Here is a 17342-nt window from a genome sequence, read left to right on the forward strand (position 1 = left end):
ACCATGGGCCGGTCAGTCCACCTTTCGACCGTAATGCTGGTCCATACGGGTGACCAGTCGATCTTCACGGCGTTCCGTCGAGGCCGTTTCAGTCGACGACGGCGAAGCCGTCCAGCTCCACCAGGGCCTGTTCGTCCCACAGGCGCACGACGCCGACGACCGCCATCGCCGGATAGTCCCGGCCCGCCAACCGCCGCCAGATGCGGCCGAGTTGGTGGGCGTGGTGGCGGTAGTCGGCGACGTCCGTGGCGTAGACGGTGACGCGCGCGAGGTCGGCGGGCGAACCACCGGCGTGGCGCAGTGCGGTGAGGAGGTTGGCGAGGGCCGTCTCGAACTGCTCGGGCAGGGTCTCCCCCGTCACCTTCCCGTCCCGGTCCAGGCTGGTCTGCCCCGCGAGGAACACGAGCCGGCTGCCGGTGGCGGTGACGGCGTGGCTGAAGCCGGTGGGCGGGGACAGTTCGGCGGGGTTGTGCCGGTGCAGGCTCATGTCGCGGCTCCCGAGGTGACTCCTGACGTGACGGTCGGCGTGAGTCCTGACGTCGACGGGGGTGGGGCGGCGCCGGCCGGCTGCCGGGCGAGCTCCCGCTGGTCGAGCTCCCGCTTGTAGAGCTCCTTGGCGATGATCGTGCGCTGCACCTCCGTGGCTCCCTCGTAGATACGGGGTGCCCGCACCTCCCGGTAGAGGTGTTCCAGCAGGTGGCCGCGTTGCAGCGCGCGGGCGCCGTGCAGTTGGACGGCGGCGTCGACGACGTACTGCGCGGTCTCGGTGGCCAGCAGTTTCGCCATGGCGGCGCGGCGCGGCACGTCCGGGTCGCCCCGGTCGTACGCCTCCGCCGCCGCGTACACGAGGAGCCGGGCCGCCTCGGTACGGGTGGCCATCTCGGCGACCTGGTGGGCGACGGCCTGGAGGTCGGCGAGCACACCGCCGAAGGCCGGGCGCCCCGCGGTGTGGGCGACGGTGGCGTCGAGGGCGGCCTGTGCCATGCCGACGGCGAAGGCGCCGACGCTGGGCCGGAAGAGGTTGAGGGTGTTCATCGCGACCCGGAAGCCCTGCCCCGGCTCGCCGAGCACATCGCCCGGCCCGACCGGCACCCCGTCGAAGACGAGGCTTCCGAGGGCGTGCGGCGCGAGCATGTCCAGGGCCTCGCCGGACAGCCCCGGCCGGCCGGCGGGGACGAGGAAGGCGGTGACGCCCCGGGCCCCGGACCCGCCGCCCGGGCCGCCGTCACGGCCGTCGGGACCGGAGGAGCCGGAGGAGGCGGTGCCGGGGCCCTCGGGAGCGGTTCCCCCGGCTCCCGCCTCGCCCGTTCGGGCGAACACCGTCATCACGTCCGCCTCGGGCGCGTTCGAGATCCAGCGTTTCTCCCCGTACAGGCGCCATCCGCCCGTCGGCGGATCCGGGACGGCCTCCAGGGAGAGCGCGGCGGCGTCGGAGCCCGCGCCCGGTTCGGACAGGGCGAAGGCGGCGACGGCGCGGCCCGCGACGACCTCCGGGAGCCAGCGGGCGCGCTGCTCGGGGGTGCCGAAGGCGGCGACCGGGTGGGCGCCGAGGCCCTGGAGGGCGAGGGCCGTCTCGGCCTCCGTACAGGCGTGGGCGAGGGACTCCCGCATCAGGCACAGGTCGAGTGCGCCGGACTCGAAGACGCGGGCGAGCAGGCCGTGCTCGCCGAGGGCGGCGACCAGCGGGCGGTTGACGCGGCCCGGCGGGCCCTGGTCGGCGAGCGGACGCAGGTGGTCGGCGGCGAGCTCCCGCAGCCGTGCGCACCAGGCGATCTGTTCCGGATCGAGCGAGAATGCGGCCATGTGCGGTGGCCCTCTCTGGCGCCCCGCAGGCGCCGACGCGGCTTCTATCGCGAACCGTTGACTGTCGTCACCATCACGATACGCTCGTTTGGCGACGGTCGACCCCTTCCCGACGATGTCCGCCATCCGCACGATGCCCGCCGTCCCGACGATCTCCCGCCGCCCCGCACGACGCCCCGCCCGCACGCGCACGACGCCCCACCGATCCCGTCGACGCCCCGAGGCCCGCCGAACCGTGACGGGCCCGACGCGCGGCCGACGGGACTTCCACGGTCCTCGACGATCCCACCCGACAGGGGGACGGACGCATGGAGCTGACGCCCTCGGCCCACCTGGACACCTTCGCCCGCGACCATCTGCCGCCCGCCGAGCAGTGGCCCCGACTCCTCTTCGACCTGCCCTCCCTCGCCTACCCCGACCGGCTGAACTGCGGGGCCGAGCTGCTCGACCGCACGGTGGAACGATTCGGCCCCGACCGCCCGGTGTTCCGCGACGGCGAGGGCGGCGTCTGGACGTACGGGCAGCTGCGCGCGCGGGTGGACCGGATCGCCCATGTCCTCGACGGCGACCTCGGCGTCCGCCCCGGCAACCGGGTGCTGCTGCGCGGCCCCACCACCCCCTGGCTCGCGGCCTGCTGGCTCGCCGTGATGAAGGTCGGCGCGGTCGCCGTCACCGTCCTCGCCCAGCAGCGGGCGCGGGAGCTGGCCGTGATGGGCGAGATGGCCCGCTGCAGCCACGCGCTGTGCGACGTGCGCGCCGTCGACGAGCTGGTGAAGGCCGACGTGCCGGGGCTGCGCGTCACCCCGTACGGCGGCGACGGGCCCGACGACCTGCTGGCCCTGGCCGCCGGCAAGCCGGAGCGCTACGAGGCGGTGCCGACGGCCGCCGACGACGTGGCCCTGATCGCCTTCACGTCCGGCACCACCGGGCGTCCCAAGGGCTGCGCGCACTTCCACCGGGACGTGCTCGCCGTGGCCGACACCTTCTCCGCGCACGTCCTGCGCCCGGAGCCGGACGACGTCTTCGCCGGCTCCCCGCCGCTCGGCTTCACCTTCGGCCTGGGCGGGCTCGTCGTCTTCCCCCTGCGGGCCGGGGCGTGCGCGGTGCTGCTCGAACAGGCCGGTCCCCAGCAACTGCTCGCCGCGATCGAGCGGCACCGGGTCTCGGTGCTCTTCACCGCGCCGACCGCCTACCGGGTGATGCTGGAGGAGCTCGACTCCCCGAAGCACGACGGCCGGCCCGGCCACGGCCCCGACCTGAGTTCGCTGCGCCGCTGCGTCTCGGCGGGCGAGCACCTTCCCGAGGCGACCTGGGAGGCCTGGCACAAGCGCACCGGTCTGAAGCTGATCAACGGCATCGGGGCGACCGAGCTGCTGCACATCTTCATCTCCGCCGCCGACGGCGAGATCCGGCCCGGCACCACGGGCCGGCCGGTCCCCGGCTGGCAGGCCCGGGTCGTCAGCCGGAACGGAACGGCGGGCCTCCACGACGTCCCGGACGGCGAGGAGGGCCTGCTCGCGGTCCGCGGCCCGGTCGGCTGCCGCTATCTCGCCGATCCGCGGCAGACGGAGTACGTGCGCGACGGCTGGAACCTCACCGGCGACACGTACGTGCGCGAGCCGGACGGCTACTTCCGCTACGTCGCCCGCGCCGACGACATGATCATCTCGGCCGGCTACAACATCGCGGGCCCCCAGGTGGAGGAAGCCCTCCTCGCCCACCCCGACGTCGTCGAGGCGGCGGTGGTCGGCCGCCCCGACGAGCTGCGCGGCCAGATCGTGGTGGCCTACACGGTGGTACGGGACGGGGTGCCGCGCGACGCGGGCACGGCGACGGCGCTGCGGTCCTTCGTCCGGGCCCGGCTCGCCCCGTACAAGGCGCCGCGCGAGATCGTCTTCCTGGACGCGCTGCCGCGCACGGCGACGGGCAAGCTCCAGCGGTTCCGGCTGCGGGACGCCGAGGCCGGACCTCCCCCGACCGGGCCCGGCGGCCTAAAGTGATCACGTGGCCGAGCAGCACACCCCCCGATCCCTGATCGTCTCCCTGTACGGCGCGTACGGCCGGTCGCCGGACGGCGCGCCGCTCCCGGTCGCGGAGCTGATCCGGCTCCTCGGCGTGCTCGGCGTGGACGCGCCCTCGGTGCGTTCGTCGGTGTCCCGGCTGAAGCGCCGGGGGCTGCTGCTGCCCCGGCGCACGGCGGACGGCGCCGCCGGGTACGCGCTGTCGGACGAGGCGCGGATGCTGCTGGAGGACGGCGACCGCCGGATCTACGCCCGTACGGAACCGGCCCTGTCGGACGGCTGGGTCCTCGCGGTCTTCTCCGTCCCCGAGGCCGAGCGCCACAAGCGCCATCTGCTGCGCTCCCGGCTGGCCCGGCTCGGCTTCGGCACGGCCGCGCCCGGCGTCTGGATCGCCCCGGCCCGCCTGCACGACGAGACCCGCCACACCCTGGAGCGGCTGGATCTGGCCGCCTACGTGGACCTGTTCCGCGGCGACCACCTGGGCTTCGCGCCCACGGCGGAGGCGGTGGCCCGCTGGTGGGACCTGCCGTCGATCGCCAAGCTGCACGAGGAGTTCCTGGACGCCCACGAGCCGGTGCTGCGCACCTGGCCGGCCGGTCCGGGCACGCCGGAGGACGCCTACCGCGCGTACCTCCTCGCCCTCGACTCCTGGCGGCGACTGCCGTACGCGGACCCGGTCCTTCCGCTGGAACTCCTCCCGGAGAACTGGCCGGGCACCCGGTCGGCGGAGGTCTTCGCGGCGCTGCACGAGCTGCTGTACGCGCGGGGGGCGGAGTTCGTGCGGGCGTAGGGGCCCGGCGTCCGTCCCTACGGGCCGCGAGCGCCGCCACGATCTCCCGGGGGCAGCCGCTCTTCCGCTCTTCCGCTCGGCTGTCCCGACCGGGCCCGGGGTCCAGCCGTCCTGGGCCGTCCCGACCGGGCCCGCGGCTCAGCCGTCCTTGCGGCCCGTCGGGGGGCGGCGGCTGCCCGCGCGGTACGGGGCCGGCCAAGGGGCGCCGGGGCCCTCGTAGCCCTGTTCGGCGGCGGCGTGCAGGGTCCAGTGGGGGTCGTAGAGGTGGGGGCGGGCCAGGGCGCAGAGGTCCGCGCGGCCCGCGAGGAGCAGGGAGTTGACGTCGTCCCAGGAGGAGATGGCGCCCACCGCGATCACGGGCACGCCGAGGGCCGCGCGGATGCGGTCGGCGTACGGGGTCTGGTAGGAGCGGCCGAACTCGGGCCGCTCGTCGGGCACGACCTGACCGGTGGAGACGTCGATGGCGTCGGCGCCGTGGGCGGCGAAGGCGCGGGCGATCTCGACGGCGTCGTCGGCGGTGGTGCCGCCCTCGGCCCAGTCGGTGGCGGAGACGCGGACCGTCATGGGCCGGTCGGCCGGCCAGACCTCCCGTACGGCGTCGAAGACTTCGAGGGGGTAGCGCAGCCGGCCGGCGAGGTCGCCGCCGTAGGCGTCGGTGCGGTGGTTGGTCAGCGGGGAGAGGAAGCCGGAGAGCAGATAGCCGTGGGCGCAGTGGAGTTCGAGCAGGTCGAAGCCGGCTCGGGCGGCCCGGCGCGCGGCGGCGGTGAACTCCTCGCGTACGGCGGTGAGTCCGGCCCGGTCGAGGGCGTGCGGGGTCTGGTTGACGCCGGGGCGGTAGGGCAGGGGCGAGGCGGCGACGAGCGGCCAGTTGCCGGCGGGCAGCGGCTGGTCGATGCCCTCCCACATGAGGCGGGTGGAGCCTTTGCGGCCGGAGTGGCCGAGCTGGACGCCGAGGGCGGTGCCGGGGGCCTGTGCGTGGACGAAGCCGGTGATACGGGTCCACGCCTCGGCCTGCTCGTCGGTCCACAGGCCGGTGCAGCCGGGGGTGATCCGGCCCTGGGGGCTGACGCAGACCATCTCGGTCATGACGAGGCCGGCGCCGCCGAGGGCGCGGGCGCCGAGGTGGACGAGGTGGAAGTCGCCGGGGACGCCGTCCTCGGCGACGTACAGGTCCATGGGCGAGACGACGACCCGGTTGCGGAGGGTGAGTCCGCCGAGCCGGAAGGGGGTGAACATGGGCGGGGTGCCGGGCGGGCAGCCGAACTCGGCCTCGACGGCGGCGGTGAACGCGGGGTCGCGCAGCCGCAGGTTGTCGTGGGTGACGCGGCGGCTGCGGGTGAGCAGGTTGAAGGCGAACTGGCGGGGCGGGCGGTCGAGTTGCCCGGCGAGCTCCTCGAACCAGCGCAGGCTCGCGGCGGCGGCGCGCTGGGTGGACTCGACGACGGGGCGGCGCTCGGCCTCGTAGGCGGCGAGGGCTCCGGGGAGGTCGTCGGGGCGGGCGTCGACGTGGGCGGCGAGGGCGACGGCGTCCTCGACGGCGAGCTTGGTGCCGGAGCCGATGGAGAAGTGGGCGGTGTGGGCGGCGTCGCCGAGGAGGACGGTGGTGCCGTGCGACCAGCGGGCGTTGACGACCGTACGGAAGGCGGTCCAGGCGGACTTGTTGGAGCGCAGGGCGCGGCCCTGCAGCGCCTCGGCGAAGATCTTGGCGCAGCGGGCGGTGGACTCGGCCTCGTCGAGCTCGTCGAACCCGGCCGCCCGCCAGACCTCCTCGCGCATCTCGACGATGACGGTGGAGGAGCCGGGGCGGACCCGCGTCCCGGCCGGCCGGGACGTCGGGTGGTCGGGATCGGCGGCGGAGCCGGCGGCGGCGTGGGCGTAGGGGTAGGCGTGCAGCTGCATCACGCCGTACTCGGTCTCGGCGATGTCGAAGCGGAAGGCGTCGAGGGCGAAGTCGGCGGCGAGCCAGATGTAGCGGCAGCGGTGGGTGGTGAGCGTCGGCCGGAAGACGTCGGCGTGCGCCTCGCGGGTGCGGCTGTGGACGCCGTCGGCGGCGACGACCAGGTCGTGGGTGGCCGCGAGCTCGGCGGCGGGCGGGGCCTCGGCGCGGAAGCGGAGCCGTACGCCGAGCTCGGTGCAGCGCGCGTGCAGGACCTCCAGGAGCCGGCGGCGGCCGAGGGCGGCGAAGCCGTGGCCGGTGGAGGTGAGGAGCCGGCCGCGGTGGACGATGTGCACGTCGTCCCAGTGGACGAGTTCGCGGCGCAGGGCGGTGTGGACGGCCGGGTCGGCGTCCTCGATGCCGCCGAGGGTCTCGTCGGACAGGACGACGCCGAAGCCGAAGGTGTCGGTGGGCGCGTTGCGTTCCCAGACGGTGACCTCGCGTGCGGGGTCGCCCCGCTTGAGGAGGGCGGCGGCGTAGAGTCCGCCGGGGCCGCCGCCGATGACGGCGATCCGCAGCGGCCGCCGGGCCGGTGCCGGGGGGCGCACGGTCACCGCCCCCGCCACTTCGCGGGGCGCTTCTCGGTGAAGGCGGCGTGGAACTCGGCGTAGTCCTCGCCGTGCATGAGCAGGGCCTGGGTGGCGGCGTCCATCTCGACGGAGGCGGCCAGCGGCATGTCGAGCTCGGCGGTGAGCAGGGCCTTGGTCTGGGCGTGGGCGAGGGCGGGTCCCTCGGCGAGACGGCGGGCCAGGGCGGCGGCCCGGGTGCCGGCTTCGCCCTCCTCGGTGAGCTCGCTGATCAGGCCGATGCGCTCGGCCTCGGCGGCGCCGACCGGGTCGCCGAGCATGAGGAGCCGGGTCGCGTGGCCGAGGCCGACGACGCGGGGCAGCAGATAGGCGGCGCCCATGTCGCCGCCGGAGAGCCCGACCCGGGTGAAGAGGAAGGCGAAGCGGGCGGTGGGGTCGGCGACCCGGAAGTCGGCGGCGAGGGCGAGGACGGCCCCGGCGCCGGCGGCGACGCCGTGGACGGCGGCGATCACCGGGAAGGGGCATTCGCGCAGGGCCCGGACGGTCTGGCCGGTCATCCGGTTGAAGTCGAGGAGCTGGGCGGTGTCCATGGACAGGGTGGCGCCGATGATCTCGTCGACGTCGCCGCCCGAGCAGAAGCCACGCCCCTCGCCGCCGAGGACGAGGGCACGGACGGCCCGTTCCCGGGAGAGCTCGGCGAGCAGGTCGCGCAGGTCCGCGTAGGCACCGAAGGTGAGGGCGTTCAGTTTCGCGGGGCGGGCGAGCGTGATCGTGGCGACGCCGTCGTCGACGGTGAGGCGCAGGTGCCGCCAGCGTTCGGTGCGGGTCGCGGAGCCGGTGAAGGGGCTCATTCGGGACGACCTCCCTGTGGTGTGCACGTACGGGTACGGCATCATCCGCGAGGGTATCACTTGTCTGTGACTGTCGTCACGAGTACGCAATAGGGGGAGGAGCGGGGCGGGGGGCGAAGGGCCCGGACTCAGGTCCCCCCGGGATCGGGGCGCCCGACTCTGGGTCTGGATTTTTCACTCCGTAAGGTTGAAACCAGGACGTCCTCCCTTCAGGCCGCTCCTCCGGTCCGCCGCTCCTGCGGTCCGCTCCTCCAGTCCGCTCCTCCGGCCCGCGCCTCCAGCCCGCCCCTCCGGCCCGCGCCTCCAGCCCGCCCCTCCGATCCCAGCCCGAACGGATCCCCCGTGTTCGAAGTCTCAGGACCCGCATCCTGGCGCGTCGAGCTGCCGCACACGACGGCCGCCGTGCCGATGGCCCGCTCCCTCGTCCGTACCCTTCTCGCCGACATCGACGGGGACACGGCGAACGGAGCCGCGGACGCGGCCGCCGACACCGACACGGCCGAGCTGCTCACGGCCGAGCTCGTCGCCAACGCCGTCGAGCACACCTCGGGCGAGGGCCCCATCGAGCTGGTCGTCGAGCTGCTCACGGCGTCCGGCGACTGCCACATCGAGGTCCGCGACCGCCGCCCCGCGGCCCCCGGCGAGCTGATCGGCCCGGGGCCGGTCGCGCCCGTCGACCCGTGGCAGGAGCACGGCCGCGGACTGCTTCTGATCCGCGCCCTCAGCAGCGACTGCGGCCACCGCCCCACCGCACACGGCAAGGCGGTCTGGTTCACGCTCCCGGCCGTGCCGTCACAGCGGCGCCGCTCTGCGTCGCCCTGGTGAGGCGGGCGAACTCCCAGGGGTCGTGGGCGGAGAAGACCTCGACCCGGTCGCCGTGCTCGCGGACCAGTTCGCGCAGCCTGGCCTGGGTGCCGAGCCGCAGGTCACGGTGGACCTGCGAGCGGGTCTGGACGACGTCGAGGACCGGGTGCGGTTCCTTCGCGTCCTCGAGTTCGCGGTGGTAGTAGTACGCGTCGCCGCAGTGCAGGAGCCACCGGTCGCCGTCGCGCACGGCGACTCCCGTGTGGCCCTCGGTGTGGCCGCCGAGGGGGACGAGCCGGAACTCCGGCGGCAGACCGGCGGGCCGCAGCGCGGTGAAGCCGAACCAGTCCTCGGCGGACGCCTGGTCCTCCGGGTCGTGGGGGACCCACCGGGGCTCGTGCGCCCAGTGGGCGGGGCGGTAGCGGCTGCCGGCGGTGTCCGCGCGGGCGGCGGCGAGTTCGGGGGCGAGCAGGTGCACCCGGGCGCGCGGGAAGTCCGGCAGGCCGCCGCAGTGATCGACGTCCAGGTGGGTCACGAGGACGTGGCGTACGTCGGACGGGTCGTGGCCGAGCCGGGCGATCTGCCGTACGGCCGTCTCCTCCTCGTCGAGCACGGGGGCGGCCATCGCGACCCAGTCGGCGCCGAGCGTCGCCTCCGGGTCGCGGACGTCACCGAGGCCGAGGCCGGTCTCGACGAGGACCAGACCGTGGCGGTCGGTCTCCACGAGCAGACAGTGGTTGACGGCGGGGGCGGGCGCGGGGCCTTCGTAGGTGGCCTCGATCGTGCGCACGGAGCCGCAGTTCAGGTGATGGATCCTCATGACCGCTAGGCTGCGACGTGAAGCGCGCTTCAAGTCAACCGGCCGGGCGGGCCTCCTCGGAGAGGCGGGGAGCCCATCGAGGGGATCAGGGAGGCTCAGGGATGAGCGAGCCGCTGCCGCTGCTGGACATCGGGGAGGTCGCGCGCCGGTCCGGCCTCGCACCCTCGGCCCTGCGCTTCTACGAGAAGAAGGGCCTGATCGAGCCCGCCGGCCGCAACGGACTCCGGCGCGCCTACCGGTCGGACGTGCTGGAACGCCTGGCGCTGATCACCTGCGCCCGCGGCGCCGGGCTCTCGGTCGCCGAGATCCACCGCTTCCTGGTGGCCCGGCCGTCGGACGCGGACCTGCGCGCCCGGATGAACGCCAGGGCCGACGACCTCGACGAGCAGATCGGCCGCCTGACACGGCTCCGCGACAGCATGCGGCACGCGGCCGTGTGCACGCACGAGCCGATCGTCGACTGCCCGGACTTCAAGCGGGCCGTCGGCCGGGTGCCGACGGCGGCGGCGGCCGCGTCCGGGGTGGCGACGGCCGCGTCGGCGGCCCCGTCCGGGGCGCCGGCGGCGGTGTGCAGGCCGGCGCACCCGTCCGGGTCGGCGCACCCGTGCGGGTCGGCGCCCGCGTGCACGTAGCGGCCGGGCCCGCGGGGCGGCGGCCTCGGCCACGTGGCAGCAGCGCCTGCCGGGTGGCGGCCTCGGCTGCTGCGGCTGCTGCGGACCTCGCCGGGATCGGCCCGACCCGGGTCGCGCTCGGTCCGACCCCGCCCAGATCCGTCAGGCTCGGTCCGGCTCCGTCAGGCGACGGGGTCACCCATCGTGGCGACCATGACCGCCTTGATCGTGTGCATACGGTTCTCGGCCTCGTCGAAGACGACCGAGTGCGCCGATTCGAAGACCTCGTCGGAGACCTCCAGCTCGGTGAGCCCGTGCCGGGCGTGGATCTCGCGGCCGACGGCGGTGCCGAGGTCGTGGAAGGCCGGCAGGCAGTGCAGGAACTTCACGTCCGGGTTGCCGGTGGCCCGGATGACGTCCATCGTCACCGCGTACGGGCCGAGGGCGGCGATCCGCTCGTCCCAGACCTCCTTGGGCTCGCCCATCGACACCCACACGTCCGTCGCGACGAAGTCGGCGCCGCGCACGCCCTCGGCGACGTCCTCGGTGAGGGTGATCGTCGCACCGCTCGTCCCGGCGAGCCGGTGCGCCTCGGCGACGACGGCCTCGACCGGCCAGTACGCCTTGGGGGCCACGATCCGGACGTCCATGCCGAGCAGGGCGCCGGTGATCAGGTAGGAGTTGCCCATGTTGAAGCGGGCGTCGCCGAGGTAGGCGAAGACGAGCCGGTCGAGCGGCTTGTCGCTGTGCTCGGTCATGGTGAGGACGTCGGCGAGCATCTGGGTGGGGTGCCAGTCGTCGGTGAGCCCGTTGAAGACGGGCACGCCGGCGAAGGCGGCCAGCTCCTCGACGGCGGCCTGACTGTCACCCCGGTACTCGATGCCGTCGAACATCCGGCCGAGCACGCGCGCGGTGTCCTTGACCGACTCCTTGTGCCCCATCTGCGAGCCGGAGGGGTCGAGGAACGTGGTGGAGGCGCCCTGGTCGGCGGCGGCGACCTCGAAGGCGCAGCGGGTGCGGGTGGAGGTCTTCTCGAAGATCAGGGCGATGTTCCGGCCCCGCAGCCGCTGCACCTCCGTACCGGCCTTCTTGGCCGCCTTGAGCTCGGCGGCGAGAGCGATCAGGCCGCGGAACTCCTCGGCGGTGAAATCCAGCTCCTTGAGGAAGTGGCGGCCGATGAGGTCGGTGGCCATGAGCCCTCCTGGGTTACGGTCGGGACGACGGACGGGCCCCCGGCGAGCGGGAGCATTGGAAGTCTATACGTAATTCGGCATTCTTATACAGCCCTCCTCCTGGGTCCGCCGCCCGCCGTCCCCGTGCGCACCGGGGGTGCCTGCCGCCGTCAGACCGCGTCCCGCTCCACCGGGCAGCTCATGCAGCGCGGGCCGCCCCTCCCCCGGCCCAGCTCGCTCCCCGGGATCTCGATCACCTCGATGCCCTGCTTGCGCAGATGCGTGTTCGTGGTGACGTTGCGCTCGTACGCCACCACGACCCCCGGCTCCACGGCGAGGACGTTGCACCCGTCGTCCCACTGCTCCCGCTCCGCCGCGTGGACGTCCTGGGTGGCCGTCAGGACCCGGATGTCCTGGAGGCCGAGGGCGGCGGCGATCGCGCTGTGCATCTGCTCCGGCGGATGGTCGGTGACCCGCAGGGACTGGCCCTGGTCGCCCGGTTCGATCGTGTACGAGCGGAGCATGCCGAGCCCCGCGTACTGGGTGAAGGTGTCCTGGTCCACCATGGTCATCACGGTGTCCAGGTGCATGAACGCCCGGCGTTTCGGCATGTCGAGAGCGATGATCGTGCGCGCGGAGTCGGCCGCGAACATGCCGCGGGCCAGCATCTCGACGGCCTGCGGGGTGGTGCGCTCGCTCATGCCGATGAGCACGGCGCCGTTGCCGATGACGAGGACGTCACCGCCCTCGATCGTCGAGGGGTAGTCGGACTGCCCCTCCGACCAGTGGTGGAAGCGGCCCGCCTCCGGGCCGGTGAACAGCGGGTGGTGCTTGTAGATCGCCTCGAAGTGGACGGTCTCGCGCTGCCGGGCCGGCCAGCGCATCGCGTTGATCGACACCCCGTCGTAGATCCAGGCGGAGGTGTCCCGGGTGAAGAGGTGGTTCGGCAGCGGGCCGAGGACGAACTCGTCCAGGTCCAGGGCGTGGAAGCGGACGGAGGTCGGCTCGCGGTGGGAGGCCAGGAACTCCCGCTTCGTCATCCCGCCGACCAGCGCCTCCGCGAGGGCGGCGGGGTCGAGCGAGTCGAAGGCGGCCCGCAGGTGGTCGGCGGCGAGCGGACCGTACTCCTTCTCGTGGAAGACCCGTTCGAGCACCATCGCCCGCGCCGCCGGCACCTCCATGGCCTCGCGCAACAGGTCCCCGAAGAGATGCACCTCGACCCCCCGGTCCCGCAGGACGTCCGCGAAACCGTCGTGCTCCTGCCGGGCCCGGCGCACCCAGAGCACGTCGTCGAAGAGGAGGGCGTCCTTGTTGGTCGGGGTGAGCCGCTTCAGCTCCAGATCGGGTCGGTGCAGGATGACGCGGCGAAGCCGCCCGGTCTCGGAATCGACATGGAATCCCATGCGCCCATCCTGACGGAGCGGGGCGGCTCGCGCGTGGTACTCGCACGGGGTACTCGCACCGGGTACTGGCCGCGGGCCCGGACCCGGCGGGCCGGGGAGGGCGCGCCGGGCGAACGGCGGGCGGCCGGGCCGGGCGGCGGCGGGCACACAGGGCCGGACACCGACGGGCGGCCGGACCGGGCGACGGCGAGCGCACAGGGCCGGACCCCGACGGGCGGCCGGACCGGGCGACGGCGGGCACACAGGGCCGGACACCGACGGGCGGCCGGGCCGGGCGGTGCCGGCCCGAGGGCAGGACCCCGGCCAGACCGCCCGCCCCCCCTTCACAGACGGGGGTCCACCGGCTCCGACTCGAGTGCCAGCACCGCGAACACCGCCTCGTGGACCCGCCACAGCGGCTCGCCCGCCGCCAGCCGGTCGAGCGCTTCAAGGCCGAGCGCGTACTCTCGCAGCGCCAGCGAGCGCTTGTGGCCGAGGAACCGGCCCCGCAGGCGTTCCAGGTTGTCCGGGCGGGTGTACTCGGGGCCGTAGATGATCCGCAGGTACTCCCGGCCGCGCACCTTCACGCCCGGCTGGACGGGGCGGCCGTCGGCGCCCCGTACCAGGGCCGCGAGCGGTTTGACGACCATGCCCTCGCCGCCCGCCGCGGTCAGTTCGAGCCACCAGTCGACGCCCGCCCGTACGGACGCCTCGTCGGCGGGGTCGACCACCAGCCGCCGGGTGACCTGGAGCAGTCCCGTCGGATCGTGCTCGACGAGCCGGTCCAGCCAGGCCAGCTGTTCGTCGTGCGGTACGGCGGCCAGCGAGCGCCCGCGGGCCGCGAGGACCTGGAACGGCGCGAACCGCACGCCGTCCAGCCCCTCGGTGGGCCAGCAGTAGCGCCGGTAGGCGTCGGTGAACGCCGCCGCGTCCGCCGCCCGCTCCCGCTGCCGGCCGAGCAGCCCGTCGAGCCCGGGGACCCCCCGGGCGACGGCCTGTTCGAGCGCCCCGAGCACGCCGGGGAAGACCGCACGGGAGGCCGCGCCGACCGCCGCGTACTGGGAGCGCAGCAGACCGGCCGACTTGAGCGACCACGGCATCAGCTCGCCGTCGAGCAGCAGCCAGTCCGTGTCCAGCTCCTCCCACAGCCCGGCGGCGCCGATCGCGGCCCGCAGCCGTGCGAGGACCTGCTCGGTGGTCTCCGGGTCGTCGAAGAAGGGGCGTCCGGTGCGGGTGTGCAGCGCGCCGGTCACCCCGGCCGCCGGCCCGGCCGCCCCGGCACCGGTCACGCCGAATCGTTCCGCCGCGACCGCCGCGTCCCGGCAGACCAGGGCGACGGCCCGCGAACCCATGTGCTTCTCCTCGCACACGACCCGCTCGACCCCGTCCGCCGCGTACTGCGCGAACGCCTCGGCCGGGTGCTCCAGATACCCGTCCACCTTCGACGTCGCCGTCGGCGCCATCGTCGGCGGCAGATAGGCGAGCAGCCGCGGGTCGACCGCGAACCGGCTCATGACCTCGAGCGCGGCCGCCGCGTTCTCCTCCCGCACCGCCAGATTGCCCATCAGACGGGTCTCCACGACCCGGCGTCCGTGCACGTCGGCCAGGTCGAGGGGCCGGCCCTGGTGGCCGCCCGGCGCCTCGGGCGCGAGCGGCTTGGCCGGCTCGTACCAGACCCGCTCGGCCGGTACGTCGACGAGCTCGCGCTCCGGCCAGCGCAGCGCGGTCATCTTCCCGCCGAACACGGCACCGGTGTCGAGGCAGAGGGTGTTGTTGATCCAGGACGTGGTCGGCACCGGCGTGTGTCCGTAGACGACGGTCGCGCGGCCCCGGTACTCCTCGGCCCACGGGTAGCGCACCGGCAGCCCGAACTCGTCGGTCTCGCCGGTCGTGTCCCCGTACAGCGCGTGCGCACGCACCCGCCCCGAGGTGCGGCCGTGGTACTTCTCCGGCAGACCGGCGTGGCAGACCACCAGTCTGCCCTCGTCGAGGACGTAGTGGCTGACAAGCCCGTCGATGAACCGGGCCACCTCGGCGCGGAACTCCTCCGGTTCGCGCTCCAGCTGCGCGATCGTCTCGGCGAGGCCGTGGGTCTGCTGCACCTTGCGGCCGCGCAGCCAGCGCCCCAGCTTGTTCTCGTGGTTGCCGGGCACGCACAGCGCGTCCCCGGCGGCCACCATGCCCATGACACGGCGCAGCACGCCGGGGCTGTCCGGGCCGCGGTCGACCAGGTCACCGACGAAGACGGCCGTGCGGCCCTCCGGGTGGTGCCCGTCGACGTAACCGAGCTTCGCGAGCAGCGTCTCCAGCTCGGACCGGCAGCCGTGGACGTCGCCGATGATGTCGAAGGGGCCGGTGAGGTGGCGCAGGTCGTTGAACCGCTTCTCCAGGACGACCTCGGCCGTCTCCACCTCCTCGACGCTCCGCAGCACGTGCACCTTGCGGAAGCCCTCGCGCTCCAGACCACGCAGCGAGCGGCGCAGTTCACGGCGGTGGCGCTGGATGACGTGGCGCGGCAGATGCGCCCGGTCGGGGCGGGCCGCGTTGCGCGCGGCGCACACGTCCTCGGGCAGGTCGAGCACGATCGCGATGGGCAGCACGTCGTGCTCGCGGGCGAGCTGGACGAGCTGGCGGCGTGCCTCGCGCTGCACGCTGGTGGCGTCGACGACGGTCAGCCGGCCGGCCGCGAGCCGCTTGCCCGCGATGTAGTGGAGGACGTCGAAGGCGTCCTTGCTCGCGCTCTGGTCGTTCTCGTCGTCGGCGACGAGCCCGCGGCAGAAGTCGGAGGAGACGATCTCGGTGGGCTTGAAGTGCCGCCGCGCGAAGGTGGACTTGCCCGACCCGGTCGCACCGATCAGGACCACGAGGGACAGGTCGGTGACGGGCAGCGTACGGGGCGCGGGCGCGGCCCCGGCCGTCCCGGTGCTGCCGGTGGTCTCGGTGGTATCGGTCGAGTCGGTGGTATCGGTCGTGTCCGTGGTGCCGGTCATGCCGCGTCCTCCTTCGGGGTCTCGTCGGTACGGGTCTGGTCGTTACGGGTCTGGTCGTTACGGGGCCGGTCCGTGCGGGTCTCGTCGGTACGGGGCCGGTCCGTGCGGGTCTCGTCGGTACGGGGCCGGCCCGTACGGGTCTCGTCGGAACCGGTCTCGTCGGAGCCGGTCTCGTCGGCGCGGGTGAAGACGGCCATCTGCGTGGGCGGGCCGGCCTCGGGGTCGTCGGGGCCGACGGGCGCGAAGGCCACCACGTAGCCGTACCGTCCGGCGAGGCCGGTCGCCCACGTGCGGAACTCCTCGCGGGTCCACTCGAAGCGGTGGTCGCCGTGCCGGACGTGACCGGCCGGCAGCGACTCCCAGCGGACGTTGTACTCGACGTTCGGAGTCGTCACCACGACCGTGCGGGGCCGGGCCGCACCGAACACCGCGTACTCGAGCGCGGGCAGCCTCGGCAGGTCCAGGTGCTCGACGACCTCGCTGAGCACGGCCGCGTCGTAGCCGACGAGCCGCTTGTCGGTGTACGTGAGGGAGCCCTGGAGCAGGCGCACCCGGGCGGCCTGCCGCTCGCCCATCCGGTCGAGGCGCATCCTGCGGGCGGCGACGGAGAGGGCGCGCGCCGACACGTCGACACCGACGATCTCGGTGAACCGCGCGTCCTTGAGCAGCGCCTGCACCAACTGGCCCTGGCCGCAGCCGAGGTCGAGCACCCGCGCCGCTTCGGCGGCGCGCAGCGCGCCGAGGATCGCCGCACGGCGCTGCTCGGCGAGCGGGACCGGCCGCTCCTCGGTGTCGGTGGTCTCGTCGACCGCGTTGTCGACGTCCTCGACGTCCAGTCCGTCCGCCTCGGCGAGCCGTACCAGCTCCAGACGCTCCGTCGCCTCCCGGGTCAGGCCCCAGCGGCGCGACAGATAGCGGCTGGTGATGAGCTTCTGCTCGGGGTGGTCGGCGAGCCAGCCGTCACCGGCGCGCAGCAGCTTGTCGACCTCGTCCGGCGCGACCCAGTAGTGCTTGGCGTCGTCGAGCACCGGCAGCAGCACGTAGAGCTGGTTGAGCGCGTCGGCGAGCCGCAGTTCGCCCTCCAGGACGAGCCGCACATAGCGGGAGTCGCCCCACTCGGGGAACTCCGGGTCGAGCGCGACCGGTTCCGCCTCGACGCGCGACCAGCCCAGCGGGCCGAACAGCCGCGTCACGAGCTCCGCGCCGCCGCCGCGCGCCGGCAGGGCCGGGACCTCGATCCGCAGCGGCATCGCCGCGGCGGCCCGTTCGGGCATGGCCGCGCAGGTGCCGTGCAGGGCGCTCTTGAACACCCGGGCGAGGGCGACCGCGAGCAGTGAGGAGGCCGCGTAGGGGCGGTCGTTCACATACTGCGCGAGCGCCGCGTCCGGTGCGCCGCCCCGCCCCTTGCCGCGCCCGCGCCGCACGAGCGCCACGGGGTCCACCTCGAGCAGCAGCGCGGCCGTGCACCGCTCCGCGCCCGCCTCGGGGTAGAGGACGTGCGCGGTGCCGTACGAGGTCGAGAACGCCTGCGCCCTGCCGGGATGCTTGTGCAGCAGAAAGCCCAGGTCAGTGGCGGGTTTCTCGGCGGTGCCGGTGGTGCTGATCGTCAGGAACATGCGCTCCAGCATGACCTGC

The 17342-nt window shown here is 74.3% G+C and carries 13 protein-coding genes; 4 read left to right on the forward strand and 9 right to left on the reverse strand.

Going from position 1 to position 17342, the window contains the following annotated elements:
* Positions 1 to 88: 88 nt before the first annotated feature.
* Together ABTZ91_RS16585 and ABTZ91_RS16590 are read right to left on the reverse strand one after the other, a co-directional pair.
* Positions 89 to 487, reverse strand: a complete 399-nt coding sequence (locus ABTZ91_RS16585) for a RidA family protein (protein ID WP_352077861.1) — start codon at positions 485 to 487, stop codon at positions 89 to 91.
* Positions 484 to 1803: an acyl-CoA dehydrogenase gene (locus ABTZ91_RS16590; RefSeq protein ID WP_352077862.1), complete on the reverse strand. Its 1320-nt coding sequence runs from the start codon at positions 1801 to 1803 to the stop codon at positions 484 to 486. The genes ABTZ91_RS16585 and ABTZ91_RS16590 overlap by 4 nt, the downstream gene beginning before the upstream one ends.
* 308 nt (positions 1804 to 2111) lie before the next feature.
* Between ABTZ91_RS16590 and ABTZ91_RS16595 the strand changes: the two genes are divergently transcribed.
* Both ABTZ91_RS16595 and ABTZ91_RS16600 read left to right on the forward strand, forming a co-directional pair.
* Positions 2112 to 3803, forward strand: coding sequence for an AMP-binding protein (locus ABTZ91_RS16595; RefSeq protein WP_352077863.1), 1692 nt, complete (start codon positions 2112 to 2114; stop codon positions 3801 to 3803).
* 4 nt (positions 3804 to 3807) lie between these two features.
* Positions 3808 to 4614: a PaaX family transcriptional regulator C-terminal domain-containing protein gene (locus ABTZ91_RS16600; protein WP_352077864.1), complete on the forward strand. Its 807-nt coding sequence runs from the start codon at positions 3808 to 3810 to the stop codon at positions 4612 to 4614.
* Between the two features lie 138 nt (positions 4615 to 4752).
* Here the strand turns inward: ABTZ91_RS16600 and ABTZ91_RS16605 are convergent, their stop codons facing one another.
* Together ABTZ91_RS16605 and ABTZ91_RS16610 are read right to left on the reverse strand one after the other, a co-directional pair.
* Positions 4753 to 7104 carry an FAD-dependent monooxygenase gene (locus ABTZ91_RS16605; protein WP_352077865.1) on the reverse strand — a complete coding sequence of 784 codons (2352 nt, stop codon included), beginning with the start codon at positions 7102 to 7104 and terminating at the stop codon, positions 4753 to 4755.
* The gene (locus ABTZ91_RS16610) at positions 7101 to 7928 is read right to left on the reverse strand and encodes an enoyl-CoA hydratase family protein (protein ID WP_352077866.1); all 828 of its coding nucleotides are present in this window, start codon (positions 7926 to 7928) and stop codon (positions 7101 to 7103) included. The genes ABTZ91_RS16605 and ABTZ91_RS16610 overlap by 4 nt, the downstream gene beginning before the upstream one ends.
* A gap of 342 nt (positions 7929 to 8270) precedes the next feature.
* Between ABTZ91_RS16610 and ABTZ91_RS16615 the strand changes: the two genes are divergently transcribed.
* Positions 8271 to 8753 carry an ATP-binding protein gene (locus tag ABTZ91_RS16615; protein WP_352077867.1) on the forward strand — a complete coding sequence of 161 codons (483 nt, stop codon included), beginning with the start codon at positions 8271 to 8273 and terminating at the stop codon, positions 8751 to 8753.
* On the opposite strand, the gene ABTZ91_RS16620 is transcribed toward ABTZ91_RS16615, so the two are convergent.
* Positions 8701 to 9552, reverse strand: a complete 852-nt coding sequence (locus tag ABTZ91_RS16620) for an MBL fold metallo-hydrolase (RefSeq protein WP_352077868.1) — start codon at positions 9550 to 9552, stop codon at positions 8701 to 8703. The two genes, ABTZ91_RS16615 and ABTZ91_RS16620, sit on opposite strands and share 53 nt — an antisense overlap.
* A gap of 101 nt (positions 9553 to 9653) precedes the next feature.
* Here ABTZ91_RS16620 and ABTZ91_RS16625 point away from each other — a divergent pair, with 101 nt between their 5' ends.
* Positions 9654 to 10184 carry a MerR family transcriptional regulator gene (locus tag ABTZ91_RS16625; RefSeq protein WP_352077869.1) on the forward strand — a complete coding sequence of 177 codons (531 nt, stop codon included), beginning with the start codon at positions 9654 to 9656 and terminating at the stop codon, positions 10182 to 10184.
* A gap of 161 nt (positions 10185 to 10345) precedes the next feature.
* Here ABTZ91_RS16625 and argF read toward each other — a convergent pair whose 3' ends face one another.
* From argF to ABTZ91_RS16645, 4 genes are all read right to left on the reverse strand, one after another.
* Positions 10346 to 11356 (reverse strand): ornithine carbamoyltransferase, encoded by a 1011-nt coding sequence (gene argF / locus ABTZ91_RS16630; protein ID WP_352077870.1) that lies wholly within the window; start codon positions 11354 to 11356, stop codon positions 10346 to 10348.
* Between the two features lie 149 nt (positions 11357 to 11505).
* Entirely contained in the window at positions 11506 to 12738 is a 1233-nt protein-coding gene (locus ABTZ91_RS16635; RefSeq protein WP_352077871.1) for an arginine deiminase, read from the reverse strand.
* Between the two features lie 323 nt (positions 12739 to 13061).
* Positions 13062 to 15707 (reverse strand): polynucleotide kinase-phosphatase, encoded by a 2646-nt coding sequence (locus tag ABTZ91_RS16640; protein WP_352077872.1) that lies wholly within the window; start codon positions 15705 to 15707, stop codon positions 13062 to 13064.
* Positions 15704 to 17323: a 3' terminal RNA ribose 2'-O-methyltransferase Hen1 gene (locus ABTZ91_RS16645; protein ID WP_352077892.1), complete on the reverse strand. Its 1620-nt coding sequence runs from the start codon at positions 17321 to 17323 to the stop codon at positions 15704 to 15706. Before ABTZ91_RS16645 ends, ABTZ91_RS16640 begins: the two co-directional genes overlap by 4 nt.
* Positions 17324 to 17342: the final 19 nt, after the last annotated feature.

Source organism: Streptomyces sp. NPDC126499, assembly GCF_040302485.1.
Taxonomy (GTDB): Bacteria; Actinomycetota; Actinomycetes; order Streptomycetales; family Streptomycetaceae; genus Streptomyces.